This window comes from Pseudomonas sp. C7.1 (assembly GCF_056312395.1).
This window is the reverse complement of record NZ_JBWDTL010000003.1, coordinates 558044-574451: the sequence shown is the minus strand read 5'-3', so window position 1 is coordinate 574451 and position 16408 is coordinate 558044. Positions and strand designations below refer to the sequence as shown.

15 protein-coding genes are annotated in these 16408 nt (G+C 60.5%); 4 read left to right on the top strand and 11 right to left on the bottom strand.

The features are described from left to right. Positions 1–28: 28 nt before the first annotated feature. From AC0T4W_RS05950 to recQ, 5 genes are all read right to left on the bottom strand, one after another. Positions 29–1432, bottom strand: coding sequence for a DHA2 family efflux MFS transporter permease subunit (locus tag AC0T4W_RS05950; protein ID WP_476317370.1), 1404 nt, complete (start codon positions 1430–1432; stop codon positions 29–31). Beyond that, positions 1432–1866: a MarR family transcriptional regulator gene (locus tag AC0T4W_RS05945; protein ID WP_090248226.1), complete on the bottom strand. Its 435-nt coding sequence runs from the start codon at positions 1864–1866 to the stop codon at positions 1432–1434. The genes AC0T4W_RS05950 and AC0T4W_RS05945 overlap by 1 nt, the downstream gene beginning before the upstream one ends. A gap of 93 nt (positions 1867–1959) precedes the next feature. Then, a complete protein-coding gene (locus AC0T4W_RS05940; protein ID WP_476317366.1) occupies positions 1960–2976 on the bottom strand; it encodes a DUF2804 domain-containing protein in 1017 nt (338 codons plus the stop codon). Between the two features lie 114 nt (positions 2977–3090). Then, on the bottom strand, positions 3091–4254 hold the full coding sequence (locus AC0T4W_RS05935) for a GGDEF domain-containing protein (protein ID WP_476317363.1): 1164 nt from the start codon (positions 4252–4254) through the stop codon (positions 3091–3093). An 87-nt stretch (positions 4255–4341) separates the two neighbouring features. Continuing rightward, a complete protein-coding gene (gene recQ / locus AC0T4W_RS05930; protein WP_476317360.1) occupies positions 4342–6468 on the bottom strand; it encodes a DNA helicase RecQ in 2127 nt (708 codons plus the stop codon). A gap of 166 nt (positions 6469–6634) precedes the next feature. Here recQ and AC0T4W_RS05925 point away from each other — a divergent pair, with 166 nt between their 5' ends. The 4 genes from AC0T4W_RS05925 (at position 6635) to lapD (ending at position 10444) form a co-directional block, all read left to right on the top strand. Then, complete coding sequence (locus tag AC0T4W_RS05925; RefSeq protein WP_476317357.1) at positions 6635–7222, top strand: UPF0149 family protein; 588 nt, start codon at positions 6635–6637, stop codon at positions 7220–7222. A gap of 9 nt (positions 7223–7231) precedes the next feature. Then, the gene (locus tag AC0T4W_RS05920) at positions 7232–7645 is read left to right on the top strand and encodes a YbaN family protein (RefSeq protein WP_476317354.1); all 414 of its coding nucleotides are present in this window, start codon (positions 7232–7234) and stop codon (positions 7643–7645) included. Positions 7646–7789: 144 nt separating this feature from the next. Continuing rightward, positions 7790–8482: a cysteine protease LapG gene (lapG, locus tag AC0T4W_RS05915; protein ID WP_476317351.1), complete on the top strand. Its 693-nt coding sequence runs from the start codon at positions 7790–7792 to the stop codon at positions 8480–8482. A gap of 9 nt (positions 8483–8491) precedes the next feature. After that, positions 8492–10444 (top strand): cyclic di-GMP receptor LapD, encoded by a 1953-nt coding sequence (lapD, locus tag AC0T4W_RS05910; protein WP_476317348.1) that lies wholly within the window; start codon positions 8492–8494, stop codon positions 10442–10444. A gap of 213 nt (positions 10445–10657) precedes the next feature. On the opposite strand, the gene AC0T4W_RS05905 is transcribed toward lapD, so the two are convergent. From AC0T4W_RS05905 to fliS (AC0T4W_RS05880), 6 genes are all read right to left on the bottom strand, one after another. Continuing rightward, positions 10658–12064, bottom strand: coding sequence for a sigma-54-dependent transcriptional regulator (locus tag AC0T4W_RS05905; RefSeq protein ID WP_476317346.1), 1407 nt, complete (start codon positions 12062–12064; stop codon positions 10658–10660). A gap of 6 nt (positions 12065–12070) precedes the next feature. Continuing rightward, positions 12071–13279, bottom strand: a complete 1209-nt coding sequence (locus AC0T4W_RS05900; RefSeq protein WP_476317343.1) for a sensor histidine kinase — start codon at positions 13277–13279, stop codon at positions 12071–12073. 240 nt (positions 13280–13519) lie between these two features. Continuing rightward, positions 13520–14992: a sigma-54 dependent transcriptional regulator gene (locus AC0T4W_RS05895; RefSeq protein ID WP_476317341.1), complete on the bottom strand. Its 1473-nt coding sequence runs from the start codon at positions 14990–14992 to the stop codon at positions 13520–13522. A gap of 243 nt (positions 14993–15235) precedes the next feature. Further along, complete coding sequence (gene fliT / locus AC0T4W_RS05890) at positions 15236–15532, bottom strand: flagellar protein FliT (RefSeq protein WP_476317338.1); 297 nt, start codon at positions 15530–15532, stop codon at positions 15236–15238. Positions 15533–15561: 29 nt separating this feature from the next. Further along, a complete protein-coding gene (fliS, locus tag AC0T4W_RS05885; RefSeq protein ID WP_476317335.1) occupies positions 15562–15942 on the bottom strand; it encodes a flagellar export chaperone FliS in 381 nt (126 codons plus the stop codon). A gap of 72 nt (positions 15943–16014) precedes the next feature. Continuing rightward, positions 16015–16407 (bottom strand): flagellar export chaperone FliS, encoded by a 393-nt coding sequence (gene fliS / locus AC0T4W_RS05880; protein WP_476317333.1) that lies wholly within the window; start codon positions 16405–16407, stop codon positions 16015–16017. Position 16408: the final 1 nt, after the last annotated feature.

Here is a 16408-nt window from a genome sequence, read left to right as displayed (position 1 = left end):
ACAACTCCGTCACACTACCGTGTAGCTGTCAGCGTCTTGTCGATTTGACGCCCCAGGCCGCTAAAACCGTGACTACGAATACCCCGGCCACCAGCCAGAAACTCTGTTTGAAGGCAAGCATCTCCGCGATGTGATCGCCACCTTCAGCGCTGTGCCGCCACTCCAGAAAGAAGGTCAGCAGATTGACCCCAAACGCGCCGCCCAGTTGGCGCACAAAAGTGATGGCGCCTGCGCCCTGGGCCAGCTCCTCGGGGCTGAGGATATCCAACGAGCCGGTACTCAAAGCCGGCAGCAACACGCCCAGACCCACGCGCCCGACGCAGGCCCAGAAACACAGCTGAATAAACGAGGCGCCCTGCTCGACCCAGGCCAACCCCGCTGCCGACAGCGCAAAGATCAGCAGACCGGCACTCAGCAGCACGGCTGCAGACAACCGATCACTGAGCCAGCCGCCAAGAAAGGACGCCATGCCCATCAACAGCCCAGCCGGTAACAGCAGCAGACCCGAGCGCCCAGCGCTGAACCCCTCGACGGTCTGCAGATACAGCGGAATCAGGTAGGTCGAACCATACAAACCCAGCCCCAGGGTCAGGGCGACCCAGCTGGCACTGCGAAACCCGGCATGTCGCCACAGTGCCAGCGGCAGCAGCGGCTGGGCGGCGCGCCCGCTGCGCAGAGTAAACGCCACACCGGCCAGCAGTGCGAGGCAACCCGGCAACCAGACTCTAGGCGCCGTCCAGGCAAAGCGCTGCGCCTCAGCCAGAAAACCCAGCGCGGCAAATATCGCCACACACAGCCAGGCGAAGGCCTGAATATCCAAACGCGGCGTGTTGCGTTCACGCTGACTGGGCAACAACCATTGCCCCGCCAGCATGGCCAACAGACACATCGGCAGCGGCATCCAGAAGATCGACGGCCAGCCGAAATGATCGACCAGGTAACCACCAACCCCTGGCCCCAGTGACGGCGCCAGCATCACACCCAGACCGTATATGCCCAGCGCCATACCGCGACCGCCATCAGCGAATACGCGAAAGATCAACACCATGGCCAACGGTTGCACGATCCCCGCGCACAGCCCCTGCACGATACGCAAAGCGATCAACTGCCAAGCAGCGTGAGCCACCAGCGCCAAGAGTGAACTGAGGATAAACAACAGCAGACCAAATTGCGCTGTACGCCGTGCGCCAAAGCGCGACTGAGCCCAAGCAGCCAACAGCAGGCCTGCGGTCATGGCGGCGAGAAAACCGGTGGACAACCACTGCGCCAGCGGCCGGCCGATGGCGAAGTCCGCCATGATCGCCGGTAGAGCGACGTTGATACTGGTGGAGGCCAACACCATGGCCATGCTGCCGACCATCAGCAACGCCAGCAGCCACTGTGGGTAACGCGGGCCGAAGCGTTGCTGCAGGCTCTGCAGGTCGTCACGCATCAGCGTTTTTCCAGGTTACTCAACACCTGGGCATGGACCTTCTGGCAGCGGCGCAATTCGTCTTCATCGATACCGGCGAATACTTCCTGACGCAGCTGCGCGGAGATCGCTTCGATCTTTTCAATCAACGGACGGGCTTGTGGGCTGAGGGCAATCTTCTTCGCACGACGGTCTTCCGGCACCGCCTGACGGCTGACCAGCCCCTGGGCTTCCAGGCTGTCGAGCAGGCGCGCCAGGGTCGGCCCTTCAACGCCGACGCTCTGCGCCAATTCGCGCTGGGTCGGCAACTCGGCAAAGCGCCCCAGGTGCAACAGCACCAACCAGCGGGCTTGCGACAGCCCCAGGCCGACCAGACGACGATCCAGTTCGGCGCGCCAGGCGCGGGAGAGTTGGGCAACTTGCATGGCAAAACGGTGTTGATCGGTATGCGACATGGACAACGGCTCTTAACTATCAAAAAACTAATTATTAGCCAGCTAACCATAACCCTTTTACCGAGGCAAGCTTGCAAAAGGTCTACAACCGTTTCACCACTTTACATACTGGTCTTCAACAAACCCCCACAGGTTGTCGATACGCACTTCGGGTCGGCCAATCGGCCGTAGCACACCGGTGAATTGACCGAATATCTGTTTGAAGTTGCTCGCCAGCAGACCCACGTTCAACCGCTCTTTGTGCAGGCCACGCCCCTCGAAACGCAGCTCCACCTGGCCGTCATAGGCGTTGATCAACCAGGGCTGCAGCGGCTGATCGCGATCAAAGGCAAAGCGCACCGTATCGACCTTGAGCAACTCACCATCCAGCCAGAAGCAGTTCTCGGTAAAGCTGCTTTCATTGACCCCGCAGGACAGGTTCAGCCCAACTCGCTGCTCGCCTGCCAGGCCGGACAGGCACGCCCAGTTCCAGTGGGTTTCGGGACGCATATAGCCGGCCGACCAATCGTGATGAGCGAATGCGCCGATCTGCGCCAGATCAAAATCCCCTAGTGCGCTGCGCACCTGCCCCGTGCAGCGCACCCCCGCCACCTTCTGCGCATAGACCCAGCCATTGAACGCTGTCGGCGTATTGATGCACATCGGCTGAAAAGCCGGCGCCGCCTCGGAAAAACAGGCGTCGATACGGGTGCCGTCATCCAGTTCCACCAGCAGGCGCTTTTCTTTCGTTGCGGCGCTGTTCTCCAGGCGCAGCAGATTGCCGCCGCTGCGCAACTCGCATACGCCTTGATCCGGGGTCTGCGAGAACTGGCTGCCAAAGCTCAACGGCAGCTTGAACTGGCGCTCGATCATGCGCCCGCTGGCAGGGTGAAACAGGTAGACAAAGCCCACGCCCAGCAAGCTGAGATTAGCCAGAGCGCAGCCGCCAATCAGCTCATCACTGATCAGGCCGAAATACTGAAATTGGTGAAAGCGCCGCCATTTGGCCAACGCGCCCAGTTTGCGGCCCATGGGCGAGCGGAAATCAAAATCGCGGTAATTGATCAGCCCAGGCGCGGCGGGAAAGATGCCGTAATGCGGCTGGCCGTTGGCCTGAATCAGTCGGTCCATCGGGGCAATCACTCAAGGAAAAAACCTTAGCGATGCTAGCACCACGACTTTGTTTCAGGCACTCACCCCACGCGCCAAGCGCAGCGGCAAAATCGGCCATCGCTTTTGCGCAACCTACGCCACGACCTGATTGCGGCCAAACGCCTTGGCCTCGTAAAGCGCGCGATCCGCATGCTCATAGAGCTGCGCCAACGCACCACCCACGGCAGGCTGGATGCAGGAAATGCCAATCGACATGGTCAGCATGCTCGCCGTGTCCGAGCGGGCATGTTCGATATTCAGGGTCTGCAGCGTGTCACGCAGCGCTTCGGCGTGATGCCGCGCTTCGGTTTCGCCGATGTCATACAGCAGCACGGCAAACTCTTCGCCACCCAAACGCACGGCCATGTCCAGCGGGCGCCGCGCGGCGTCCTGCAGCAGGCTGCCAATACGCTGCAATACGTTATCGCCGGCTTGATGGCCGTAGTGATCGTTGTAGGCTTTGAAGTGATCAACATCGCAGAGCAGCAACGCCAGGCTGCGGTGTTCACGCTGAGCCTGACGCCACAGGCGCTCGAACTGACGATTGAAACTGCGGCGGTTGTGCAGCCCGGTCAGGCTGTCGTGATCGGCCAATACGCGCATCAGCCGGCTGATCAGAAAATGCTCGCGCGATTTAAACTCCAGCAGGTAACAGCCCACCGCGCCCATCAGGTTGCCGAACAGCAGAAACAGGGTGTTATTGAGCAAGCGCGGCAGCGGCAAACCGGCCACCAGCAGCTCGACGCAGACATACACCAGCAGCACCAGCAAAGAGCAGCACAAGGCTTCGATCAGCCGTAGACCCGCCAGAAAGTACGCCGCCATACAGACCAGCAACAACCCCTCATAGGGGTAGCTGGGATCAACCCGATGGGCAATGCCAACCACAAAGGACGCTGCCGCGCCGAGCGCCAACAAGCTGACCAGGCTCAGCGGCTGCAATAGATGAATGTGCTTACGTTGAATCAGCAGCCCGCCGAATAGGCACAACAACAGTAAAATGGCGAGGCGGATGGCCAGCATCCACCACACCTCGGGCGCCTTGATCAGGACGAAATCGAACGCGGCAAAAGCCAACCACACCAGAATGCCAACACTCAGGGCAATGCGTTTGAGGTCAAAGGTGTCGTCACGCACATAGTCGCGATACTCCTGCTCCAGCGGCCTGGAGAAACGCAACAGGCGAAAGCCCAAAGCGAGCTGATCGGCATAGGGGCTGGGGCGAACATCGTCTAACCAGGCATGGGAAAGCGGCACCGGAACCTCTGCAACTGGGTGGCTGAAAACACCTTAGTCGCTCGTACCCGGTGCCACAAGATCAACCGTCAACCAGGCTGAGGCCTTTCAGGCCTCGAATTCCGCCTGCAAGGCCGCACGCACGCAGTGCAGGATGCCCAGCTCAACCCGTCCGGCAAACTGCTCGCTGATCGCGGCCACCGGCGGCAGCTCACCCTCGCCATCAAGGAAGGCATCCTGAATTTCACCGAGCAATGCCTCGGGCACATCCAGCGCCTGCTCCAGGGACAACTGCTGACGGCTAATCGCTTCGGCCAGCAGGCTGTAGACATTCTTCTCGCTGCAGCTGAGTTGGCTGGCGATCTGCGCCGGGGTCATGCCGGCACGGGCCAGGCTGACCAGTTCATGGCGCAAGTCGACCACGGCACGCGGCGCGTCATCATCCGCGCCGAGCACGGCCAGGAAGGCTTCGCCATAGCGCTCCAGCTTACGCGCGCCAACGCCACTGACCCGCGCCATTTCGGCCAGGGTGCTGGGCTTGCTGCGCAGCATCTCCAGCAAGGTGGCATCCGGGAAGATCACATACGGCGGCACGCCATGCTCTTCCGCTAGCTTGCGCCGCAACGCGCGCAGCGCTTCCCACTGGCCGCGCTCCTCGCCACGCACCAGTTGGCTGGCCGCGCTGCTGGAAGCCTTGGCGCTCTGCTGCGGTTTCAGATCGCGGCGCAGCTGCAGGCTGACCTCGCCCTTGAGCAAAGGCCTGCAACTGTCGGAAAGACGCAGGCCACCAAAGCCCTCAAGGTCAACATCGGCCAAGCCGCGCGCCACCAACTGGCGGAACAGCGAACGCCACTCACCTTCGGCCAGCGCCTTGCCGATGCCGAACACTGCCAGATGCTGATGACCCACGCCGCGAATCTTTTCGTTATCACGGCCGAGCAGCACATCGACCAGATGGCCGACGCCATAACGTTGGCCGGTGCGATAGATAGCCGACAGCGCTTGACGCGCCGGTTCGGTGGCATCCCAGGTCTGCACGCCATCGATGCAATTGTCGCAATGGCCGCAGGGCTGCGGCATGACCTCATCGAAATAGGCCAACAGCGCCTGACGCCGACAGCGGGTTTCCTCACACAGCGCGAGCATGGCATCGAGCTTGTGCTGCTCGACGCGCTTATGCCGCTCGTCACCCTCGGAGTTGTTGAGCATCTGCTTGAGGAAAATCACATCCTGCAGGCCGTAGGCCATCCAGGCATCCGCTGGCAGGCCATCGCGGCCGGCGCGTCCGGTTTCCTGGTAATAGGCTTCCAGGGATTTGGGCAGGTCAAGGTGGGCGACAAAGCGCACGTTGGGTTTATCGATGCCCATGCCGAAAGCGATGGTCGCGACCATGATCAACCCTTCCTCGTTGAGAAAGCGCTTCTGGTGATAGGCGCGCAGCTCGTTGGCCAAGCCGGCGTGATACGGCAACGCGGGGAAGCCCTGCTCAGAGAGGAACGCGGCGACCTCCTCGACCTTCTTGCGCGACAGGCAATAAACGATGCCGGCATCGCCCTTGCGCGCTGCGAGGAAGTTCAGCAACTGCTTGCGCGGCTGCTCCTTGGGCACGATGCGGTAGAAGATATTTGGCCGGTCGAAGCTCGACAAAAACCGCTCGGCATCCTGTAGATGCAGGCGCTGGACGATTTCCTCACGGGTGCGCATATCCGCCGTGGCGGTCAGGGCGATGCGTGGCACGCTGGGGAACAGTTCGGCCAATTGGCCCAGCTGCAGGTATTCCGGACGGAAATCATGGCCCCACTGCGACACGCAATGCGCTTCGTCGATGGCGAACAGGGCGATGTCGAGATTCTGCAAAAAGCTCAGCATGCGCGGCTGCACCAGCCGCTCAGGCGCTAGATAAAGCATCTTGATTTCGCCGCGTTTGATCCGCTCGGCAATCTCGCGCTGCTCATCGGCGCTCAGGGTCGAATTCAGCGCTGCAGCGGCCACGCCCAGCTCATCGAGGGTGGCAACCTGATCGTCCATCAGCGCGATCAGCGGCGACACCACCACAGCCAGGCCTTCGCGCAGCAGGGCGGGCACCTGAAAGCACAGCGACTTGCCGCCACCGGTGGGCATTAGCACCAACGCATCGCCGCCACTGGCCACGCGCTCGATAATCGCACCCTGACGGCCACGGAAGCTGTCGTAGCCGAATACGTCTTTGAGGATGCGTTGCGCGTGGTCGAGCATGAAAGGCCTCCGAAACAAGCCGCGCATTATACGCAAGTGCCGCCTGGGCACGCGCAGGCATGGCGGAGTTTGATCCGATTTTCACCGCCCATGGTATGCGGCTATGGCCGCTGTGGCTGCGGTCGACTAGAATCGACCCTCGTTTACTCCTTCAAGGTAGCCCCCGATGTCCTTCGCCGAGCAACTCTCCCGCCTGCAAGCCTTCCTCGATGCCGATGAGCTGCATGAAGAGGCCCTGGACTACATCGCCGCCCACGGCTACCTGACAGCCCTGTCGATCTGCCCACAACCGGTGCCAGAGCGCGAGTGGATTGACGCACTGTTCTCCGAGGCGCCGCACTACCGCAGTGACGCCGAGCGCGAAGACATCGAAGCTACCCTGATCCAGCTGCAAAGCCATATCGCCCGCCAACTGGCCAGCGACGATGAACCCGACGTACCGTGCGAACTCGACCTGGGCGAAGAACCAGACGATTCCGACCTGCGCGGCTGGTGCATTGGCTTTATGGAAGGGGTGTTCCTGCGTGAAGCGGTGTGGTTTGACGACGCCGAAGATGAAGTCAGCGAGCTGCTGCTGCCGATCATGGTCGCCTCCGGCCTGTTCGACGAGCAGCCTGAATTCGCCGAGATCGCCCGTGATCGCGACCTGGTCGACAGCATGGTCGAGCAGATCCCCGAGCTGCTGACCGCCCTGTTTCTGCTGTGCAATGCACCGGAAGAGAAGCCAGCACTCCTGAAGCCCCGCCACCACTAAGCACGCGCCATGGCGCGTGAGATTCAGAGGCCGCCGGTTCAAGAGCAGCGCAACCCGGTTATTCGCTACGTTCTGCTGGCCATCGGCTGGCTGAGCGTGGCGCTGGGGGTCATCGGCATCTTCCTCCCCGTCCTACCGACCACGCCTTTTCTGCTGCTGGCTGCCGCCTGCTTTATGCGCAGCTCGAAGCGCTTCTACCTGTGGCTGGTCAATCACCGCCAGCTTGGCCCGTGGATCGTCGACTACCTCGAAGGCCAGGGCATTCCGCTCAAGGGCAAGGTCTACGCCATCAGTCTGATGTGGCTGAGCATCGGCCTGTCGTGCTACCTGGTGCCGCTGTTCTGGGCCCGAGCGTTTATGCTGACCAGCGCGGTGCTGGTCAGCCTGTACATTCTCAGCCAGAAAACCCTGGTCAAACCCTAGGGTCTGTTGCCGTTTCGTTCGCGGCTCGCGACGAAACGGCAACAGACCCTAAGCACTACAGCCGCCGACATTCGCTATAGTCGGCTGCGGCAAAAATCAGCAGCGACACCTAGACTTTCCTAATTCCCGGCAGAGGCGCGGTATATGCCACCCCGTCAGCTTACTCATGGATGGCTCAAACGCCTCAACCGAGTGTTGCTGGGCAGCTGCATCCTGCTGATCGGTCTGGCCAGTGCCCTGGCCAACTGGGACTTCGGCGTTATCCTGCAAAATGCCGAAACCCGCTACGGCAACCTCGGCGCCGCCAAGCAGCGCATCCAGGCCTGGGAAGCGCAAATCAAGACCAGCGCGGGCAGCAGCGAAAGAGACAAGCTCGACGAGGTAAACCGCTTCTTCAACCGACAGATCCGTTTTGTCGACGATATCCAGCTATGGAGACAGAACGACTACTGGGCCACGCCCATCGAGATGCTGGTCAAGGGGGCCGGCGATTGCGAAGACTATTCCATCGCCAAGTACTTCACCTTGCGCCGCCTCGGCGTGCCTGCCGACAAACTGCGCATCACCTACGTCAAGGCCCTCAACCTCAACCAGGCGCATATGGTGCTGACCTATTACACCAGCCCCGGTGCCGAGCCCCTGGTCCTCGACAACTTGATCAACCAGATCAAGCCCGCCTCGCAGCGCCGCGACCTGTTGCCGGTCTATGCCTTCAATGCCGAGGGGCTGTATCTGCCCGGCTCCAACGTGAAGAAAAGCGACAGCAAGAAGCTCTCACGCTGGCAGGACATCTTGAAAAAAATGCGCACGGAGGGCTTCGCCATCGGCGAAGGCTAGGAGAAACCTATGTCTCTACTCAAGCAGCTATTTCTCGCCATCTGCCTGTTCCTAGTCGTGGCTTTTACCGGCAGCTTTATTGCCGGGGTAGAAAGCTCCCGCGAGCAACTGCTCAGCCAGCTGCGCTCCCACGCCCAGGACGCTGCAACCGCGCTGGGCCTGTCGATGACCCCGCACGTGGATGACCCGGCGATGATTGAGCTGATGGTCAGCTCGATCTTCGACAGCGGCTACTTCACCAGCATCCGCGTGGTACGCATCCCTGATGATGAGGTGATTGTCGAACGGCGCAGCGACGATGCCAGCGACGAAACCGTCCCAGTCTGGTTTAGCGAGCTGGTGAACCTGCAGCCCCAAGGAGGTGATGCGCTGATCATGCGCGGCTGGGAACAGGCCGCCAGGGTTGAAGTGCTCAGCCATCCACAGTTCGCCCTGGCCAAACTCTGGGACAGTGCCATCGGTAGCCTGATCTGGTTGCTGCTCTGCGGCCTGGTTAGCGCCGTGCTCGGCGGCTGGCTGCTGCGCACCCAACTGCGCCCATTGGACAACATGGTGCAACAGGCCCAGGCCATCACCCGCCGCGAATTCCTCACCCTGCCCAAGGTGCCGCGCACACCCGAGCTCAAGCGCGTCGTCACCGCCATGAACCAGATGGTGGAAAAGCTGAAAACCCTGTTCGCCGAAGAAGCCGCACGTAGCGAAAAACTGCGTGAAGAGGCCTATCAAGACAGCATCACCGGGCTTGCCAACCGCCGCCTGTTCGATATCCGCCTGGCCCACCAACTGGTGCTCAGTGAGCAGAATGCCGAGGGCTATCTACTGCTGCTGCGGGTCAATGACCTCGGCGGGCTCAACCAGCGCCTCGGTGGCCAGAAGACCGACGCCCTGATCGCTGCCATCGGCGAGTTGCTCAAGCGCCTGCTCAACCAGACCAACCGCTCCGATTGGCTGGCCTCGCGTAGCCGCGGCGGCGAATTCAGCCTGCTGGCCCCAGGCATTGGCAGTGAAGAAGTTGACCTGCTCGCCGGCGAGCTGCACACCGTGCTGGAAAGCCTGCGCCAGACTGGCGCCAGCGACTGCACACCAGTGGTACATATAGGTATTGCCGCCTTCCGCCCCGGCGAAGAACCCAACCAGGTCATCGGTCGCGCCGATCAGGCCCTGGCGCAGGTGCAGAACGACCCGAGCCGCCACTGGGTGCGTCTGGACGACTACAACGCGCAACCCACCCAGGGCGGCCTGCACGACTGGCGCACCTGGATCGATGACGCGCTGAGCAAACGCAAGCTGCAGCTGTATTTCCAACCCGTCACGCAATGCGTCGACCGCAATAAACTGCTGCACCACAAAGTGCTGGCGCGCCTGCTTGACCCACAAGGCGAAGCCATTGCCGCCGGGCGTTTCCTGCCCTGGATCGAACGTCTGGGTTGGACCGCGCGCTTTGACCTGGCCATGCTCGAACACAGCCTGGCGCACCTCAGCCAGCATGCGGCGCCGTTGGCACTGAGCCTATCCGCCGCGACCCTGCGCGATACAGAAACCCTCAGGCGTATATTCGAAATCCTCCGGCAACACCCGCTGCAGGCCAGCCTGCTGACCCTGGAAGTGGATGAACGCCACCTGCCACCTGCGGCCGAACTGGAAGCACTCAGCCAAGGCGTACGCGGCACTGGCTTCAGCCTGGGCCTGCAGCACTTTGGCGGACGCTTCAGCCTGATCGGCAACCTGACCCACCTGGGCTTGGCCTACCTGAAACTCGACGGCACCTATATTCGCGCCATCGACCAGGAAAGCGACAAGCGCATGTTTATCGAGGCCGTGTTCCGCGCCACCAACAGCATCGACCTGCCATTGATTGCCGAGATGGTGGAAACCGAGGGCGAGTTGGCGGTGCTCAAGGAGCTGGGGCTGTACGGTGCAATGGGCCGTCTGCTCGGCGCACCGGAGCCGTGGAAAGACTGACCGTAGGCACGGGCCATGCCCGCGATAGCCACTTCGCGGGCATGGCCCGCTCCTACAACCTGCGAGCAAAACAGCGGGAAGTAAGCAGGCGTAGGGTGGATGACGCTTTACCCATCCACCAACAGAGTTCTTATGGTGGATGAAAAGAGCGTCATCCACCCTACAGCTCCGGAATTTCAGCCTGTGGCCGAATGTAATCCGGGCTACAGAGGCTTAGCTGGCAAACAGATACCCTTCCACATCCATCCCGGCATCACGCATTTGCGCCAGTTTGTAGCGCAAGGTGCGCGGGCTAATACCCAGACGCTCGGCGGCTTCCTTGCGCCGGCCACGCTCGGCACGCAGGGTGTCGATAATCATCTGAAACTCATGCCGGCGCAGGTCATCGCCCAAGGCGCCCGCTTCTGCCGGCAAGGCGTCCTGCGGCGCAGGTGCGCTATTGACCACCACTGCCAACAGCGGCTGAGCTGGCGGCGTCACGGCCGAACCAATGGGTGCCTGCAGACAAAGGTCCTGCGGCTGAATCAGCCCGCCCTGCTGCAGAATCAGCGCGCGCTGAATGGCGTTATCCAGCTCACGCACATTACCCGGCCAGCTATGGCTCATCAGGCTCATCTGCGCCTGGGGTGAAAGCCGGATCGGTGCGTGGTTCATTTTCTTCACGTACTTGGCCAGCAAACGTTCAGCCAGCGGTACGATGTCTGCCGGGCGTTCGCGCAACGGTCGCCAGGCCAGCGGAAACACCGACAGGCGATAGTAAAGGTCTTCCCGGAAGCGCCCCGCCGCCACTTCTGCAGCCAGATCGCGGTTACTGGTGGCCAGCACGCGAATATCCAGGGTAATCGGCTTACGCGCGCCCACCCGCTCTACTTCACGTTCCTGCAACACGCGTAACAGCTTGGCCTGCAAGCCCAGCGGCATTTCAGAAATTTCGTCGAGCAAAATAGTGCCACCCTCGGCCAGTTCAAACTTGCCCGGCGCACTGGCAATCGCCCCGGTAAATGCGCCCTTTTCATGGCCGAATAACGTGGCTTCGAGCATGTTGTCCGGAATTGCCGCGCAGTTGATCGCAATAAAGGGTTTACTGCCGCGTGGCGACTGCTGATGGATAAAGCGCGCCAGCACCTCTTTACCGGTACCGGATTCGCCGGTGATCAGCACCGTGGAATCGCTCTGCGCCACCCGCGTCGCTAAGGCCAGCAGTTGCACGCTGGCGGGCTCTTCGGCGACCGGGCCATCCTGTTCACCGGCAGAAACACGGCCCAAGGCATGCCGATCCACCAGCGTCAGCAGGGCTTTGGGTTCGAAGGGTTTGACCAGGTAATCCGCCGCGCCTTGGCGCATGGCATCCACCGCACGCTCCACTGCGCCAAAGGCGGTCATAAGCAGCACCGGCAATTGCGGCTGACGTTGACGAATCTGCGCGAGCAATTGGTGGCCATCCATGCCGGGCATATTCACATCACTGACCACCAGGCCAAAAGGCTCTTCGGCAATCGCCAACAGCGCCGTTTCGGCGCAATCCACCGCGCGGTACTCATGCCCACCCAGCGCCAGGGTATCGGCCAGTGCCTCGCGCAACGCGCGGTCATCTTCGACCAATAGAATTTTGCTCGCCATGGCTGGTTACTCCTGAATCAAAGGGTGCGTAGCACCAAGCAGCGGCAAGGTGAGAATGGCGCACGTGCCACGCCCCAGCCGCGAACGCAGCTGCACATCGCCCTGATGGGCGCGCGCCACTGCCTTGACCACGGCCAGGCCAAGCCCGGTGCCCGTGGTTTTGGTGGTAAAAAAGGGTTCGCCAAGCCGCGCCAGTGTCGCGCTGTCGATGCCTGGACCGTTGTCGCTGATGCACAGGCGCAGCGTTTCGCCGCGCTGATACAGATGAATCTTCAAACGCGCTTCACGGCCGCCAGCCTGAATCGCGTTTTCGATCAGGTTGAGCACGGCGCCAACCAGGGTGTCGCGATTGCACAGCAACTCGCCCGCGCGGCTGTCACACTGCCAACGCACCTGCATATCCAACACATGGGGTTCGGCGGCGCTGCGCAACGCATCGAACAGCGCCTTGGGCGCCAGGCGATCCGGCAGCGGCAGCTCGCCACGGGCGAAGATCAGCATGTCGCGCACCTGATGCTCCAGCTCATGCAAGCGCTCTTTCAGGCGACCGGCAAAGCGCTGCTGCTGTTCAACCGGCAGCACCTGTTCAGTCAGATGACTGGCGTAGAGCAAAGCAGCGGAGAGAGGCGTACGAATCTGGTGGGCCAGAGAGGCGACCATGCGGCCCAAAGCAGACAAGCGCTCGTGACGGGACAGTTGATCCTGCAAGCGCCGGGTTTCTGTCAGGTCGGTCAGCAGCACTAACTGGCCAGGCTCGGCGTGCAAGGAGCGGGTGGCAATCGACAAACGCCGGCCATCCTTCAGGGAAATTTCATGGCCATCATCTTCGCGCGGGGCGAAGTTGCGCGCGATCACCTGGCGCCAGAGCATGCCGACCAAAGGCTGGCCGAGCAGATTACGCGCCACCGGATTGGCTTCGCGCACCACGCCCTGACCATCGATCACGATCACCCCGCCGGGCAGCAGATCCAGCAGGCTTTGCAGACGATGTGCCAGGCGCTCTTTCTCGGCCAGCTCCTGCATACGCTGGGCACTGACCAGCGCCAACTGGCCCTTAAGCTCGGTCACCCGCGCTTCCAGCATGCTGTAGCTGGTGCTGAGCTGAGTCGACATCTGGTTGAACAAGGCAAAGGCCTGTTCGAGCCCGGCACGGCTGGCCTGCTCCACGGGTGCGGGCGCTTCGGATTCTTCAGGGCGTTGGGCGTTAGCGGTCATGGTTCTCTCTCGCGCAGCGAGCCGTCATAAGACAGTCAGTTGCAAGAGAGATAGCAATACCCGTGCCTGAAAAAAATATCGCTTATATATCAAATACTTATAAAAACAATGTCAAGAAACCGGCTTATTCCCTCTACAAGGTTCGGATAACCGTGTAGGAGCCAGCTTGCTGGCGATCTTTGCGAGCTGGGGCGAATCGCCAGCACGCTGGCTCCTGCCTGCTCTGAGTAAGCCAAAACTTCAGTCGTCCAGCCCTTCGTCATCACGGCGGCTCATGCCGTACTTGCGCATCTTCTCGACCAGGGTGGTACGCCGAATACGTAAACGCTCGGCGGCACGCGCCACCACGCCGCCAGCATCATCCAGCGCCTGCTGAATCAGGCCCTGCTCAAGGTTACCCAGGTAATCCTTCAGGTCCAGGCCTTCAGGCGGCAGCATGGCCATTGAGTCCACGCCCGGCAGACCGGCCAGGATAGTCGCGCGCTCATCCAAGTCCTCACGCAAGCTGGCAACCAAGGTCTCATCTTCATCATCGACATGACGGAATTTCTTCGGCAACTCGCCCACACCAATAACGCCATAGGGATGCATGATCGCCATGCGCTCGACCAGATTGGCCAGCTCGCGCACGTTACCCGCCCAGTCATGCCGGCACAGCGACATGATCGCCGCCGAGTTGAAACGGATAGACCCGCGCTTCTCGAACTCCATGCGCGAGATCAGCTCATTCATTAGCAGCGGAATATCCTCGATGCGCTCACGCAGCGGGGCCATCTCGATCGGGAAGACGTTAAGGCGGTAATACAGATCCTCGCGGAAGCTGCCGTCCTCGATCATTTTTTCGAGGTTCTTGTGCGTAGCGGCAATGATCCGCACATCGGCGCTCTGGGTCTTGTTGCTGCCCACCCGCTCGAAGGTGCGCTCCTGCAATACGCGCAGCAGCTTCACCTGCATGGGCAGCGGCATATCGCCAATTTCATCGAGAAACAACGTGCCGCCATTGGCCAGCTCGAAACGCCCGGCCCGGCTGGTGATTGCACCGGTAAACGCACCCTTCTCGTGGCCAAACAGTTCGCTTTCCAGTAGCTCGGCTGGGATAGCCCCGCAGTTAACTGGCACAAACGGCGCTTCACGGCGCTTGGAGTGGTAGTGCAGGTTACGCGCGACCACTTCCTTACCCGTACCCGACTCGCCGAGGATCAACACACTGGCCTCGGTATCGGCTACTTGCTGCATCATCTGCCGCACCTGCTGAATAGCCCGACTGGTGCCAACAAGACTGCGGAATAGATTGGTCTCGCGCTGACGCCCGCGATCACGGGCCTGATCGTACATTTCGCGGTAAACCTGAGCGCGGTGCAGGGAGTCGAGCAGTTTGTTGTAGCTGACTGGCATTTCCAATGTTGCCAATACACTACGGCGCTGCTGATCCGGCCATTCAGTCACTACTTGGTCATTAAGCAGCAAGGTCGGCAGAAACTCATCCCAGGCGGCCAACTGCTTGAGCATCTCAAGCACGCCGCCTTTGGCTTTCACTTCGCCAAGCAACACGCTGAGCACTTCACGAGTGGACGCCAAGTCCGCCACGCATTGACGCCAGTTCTGGCTGTCACAGGCCAGATGATCTTCACCCAGAAAATTCAGAATCACCGTCAAGTCACGACGGCGCTCGCTGTTATCGTCAATCAGGAGAATTTTGGTTTCACGCCACATAATTTGTTTTCTGATCCTGGAGTGAAAAACGCGCCAACAGCCCAACTACAACTCGACCTAACGGCGGCAACTGGCCATTAGTTAAGTCAATTTTTTGTTAATAGTCAATTTTATGACGTGCTTTTTATCGTGCCCGACAAGCGGACTAAGCAGCTGTTTAACAAAGGAGGGAGAAAGATCGGGGCAGAACGCAGGCAAATACCAGAAGGTCGACGCCAGGCGGCACCGACCGAAAGTCGCCAATCAGCCAAACAGCTGATAAACCTTGGCGCCTTGTTGCGACTGATTAAGCTGAACGAGCTCATGTGCCAAGCGCTGCTGCTCGGCCTGGCAGACGCTAACCAGCTCACGATAAAGATCCAGCAACTCCTGCATGCGCGCACGCAGGGCGTCTTCATCGCTGGCGGACTCGACCATAGCCTCGTCAACGGCCTGGCGGCACTGCAGATCCAGCTCGCCAATGGCGACCCAATCCTGGGTAGCCAGAGCGGTACGCAAGGCGCTGCCAGTTTCTTCTAGACGCTGCACGGATGAACTCATGAAACTCCCCTCGCGGCTTGCAGCACGCATCAGTGGCTGATGGCATCCCAACCGGATTTCACATTACGCAGCAGATCACTCACTTCATCGATCAGCGCTACATCATTGTCCCGATTAGCTTTAACCAGACGAGACATCATGTACTCATAGAGCCGGTCCAGATTGAGCGCAATTTCGCCACCCTGCTCAAAGTTCAGCGCGTCACGCAAACCACCGATGATACCGATGGCCTTGCCAATCAGCTCACCTTTGACCGCCACTTGACCGTATTGAATCGCACCCTTGGCCTGGGCCAGACGGGACAAGCCGCCTTCCATCAGCATCTGAATCAGACGATGAGGGTCTGCATCAGTCAATTGAGTCTGAGTATTAACAGTTTGATACTGCCGCAGGGCTACCATTGCATTCATTATCGCTCTCGCCATTCTGCTTTTTCGATATTCAATATATCGGCACCGCAGGGCAAAGCTTTAGCAATGAACTCAGCTGAGCTGAGGTGTTTCGACCTCCGAGCCGATTCCATCCCAAGCTGTTTTGATCTGCCCCAGCAGCGCCAGGACTTCGTCCAGGGAGCGCGGCGTGTCATCCAGGGGCACTCCGGCCAGACGGCGAGTCATGTAGTCGTACAGCGCATCCAGATTCTCGGCAATTTCACCACCGAGTTCTTTGTCCAAGCTTGCCTGCAACACACCAATGATACTTAGCGTCGAGCCAACCGCCTCACCACGCATGCCAGGCTGGCCATCCGCCTGCGCCTGCTTCGCTAACAACAGGCGCTCGATAGCACCATCAAGCAGCATCTGCACCGCCCGGTAATTGCTGACTTCCTGGCTGATCTTGACTTGCTTGTAGGTGTCGATGGATTTCTTGCTCATT

Coding starts and splice junctions, on each gene's coding strand:
- AC0T4W_RS05925 (WP_476317357.1), top strand. CDS start 6,635: ATGTCCTTCGCCGAGCAACTCTCCCGCCTGCAAGCCTTCCTCGATGCC.
- fliT (WP_476317338.1), bottom strand. CDS start 15,532: ATGAGTTCATCCGTGCAGCGTCTAGAAGAAACTGGCAGCGCCTTGCGT.
- AC0T4W_RS05950 (WP_476317370.1), bottom strand. CDS start 1,432: ATGCGTGACGACCTGCAGAGCCTGCAGCAACGCTTCGGCCCGCGTTAC.
- lapD (WP_476317348.1), top strand. CDS start 8,492: ATGTCTCTACTCAAGCAGCTATTTCTCGCCATCTGCCTGTTCCTAGTC.
- lapG (WP_476317351.1), top strand. CDS start 7,790: ATGCCACCCCGTCAGCTTACTCATGGATGGCTCAAACGCCTCAACCGA.
- AC0T4W_RS05920 (WP_476317354.1), top strand. CDS start 7,232: ATGGCGCGTGAGATTCAGAGGCCGCCGGTTCAAGAGCAGCGCAACCCG.
- AC0T4W_RS05940 (WP_476317366.1), bottom strand. CDS start 2,976: ATGGACCGACTGATTCAGGCCAACGGCCAGCCGCATTACGGCATCTTT.
- fliS (WP_476317333.1), bottom strand. CDS start 16,407: ATGAGCAAGAAATCCATCGACACCTACAAGCAAGTCAAGATCAGCCAG.
- recQ (WP_476317360.1), bottom strand. CDS start 6,468: ATGCTCGACCACGCGCAACGCATCCTCAAAGACGTATTCGGCTACGAC.
- AC0T4W_RS05945 (WP_090248226.1), bottom strand. CDS start 1,866: ATGTCGCATACCGATCAACACCGTTTTGCCATGCAAGTTGCCCAACTC.
- AC0T4W_RS05905 (WP_476317346.1), bottom strand. CDS start 12,064: ATGGCGAGCAAAATTCTATTGGTCGAAGATGACCGCGCGTTGCGCGAG.
- AC0T4W_RS05900 (WP_476317343.1), bottom strand. CDS start 13,279: ATGACCGCTAACGCCCAACGCCCTGAAGAATCCGAAGCGCCCGCACCC.
- AC0T4W_RS05895 (WP_476317341.1), bottom strand. CDS start 14,992: ATGTGGCGTGAAACCAAAATTCTCCTGATTGACGATAACAGCGAGCGC.
- fliS (WP_476317335.1), bottom strand. CDS start 15,942: ATGAATGCAATGGTAGCCCTGCGGCAGTATCAAACTGTTAATACTCAG.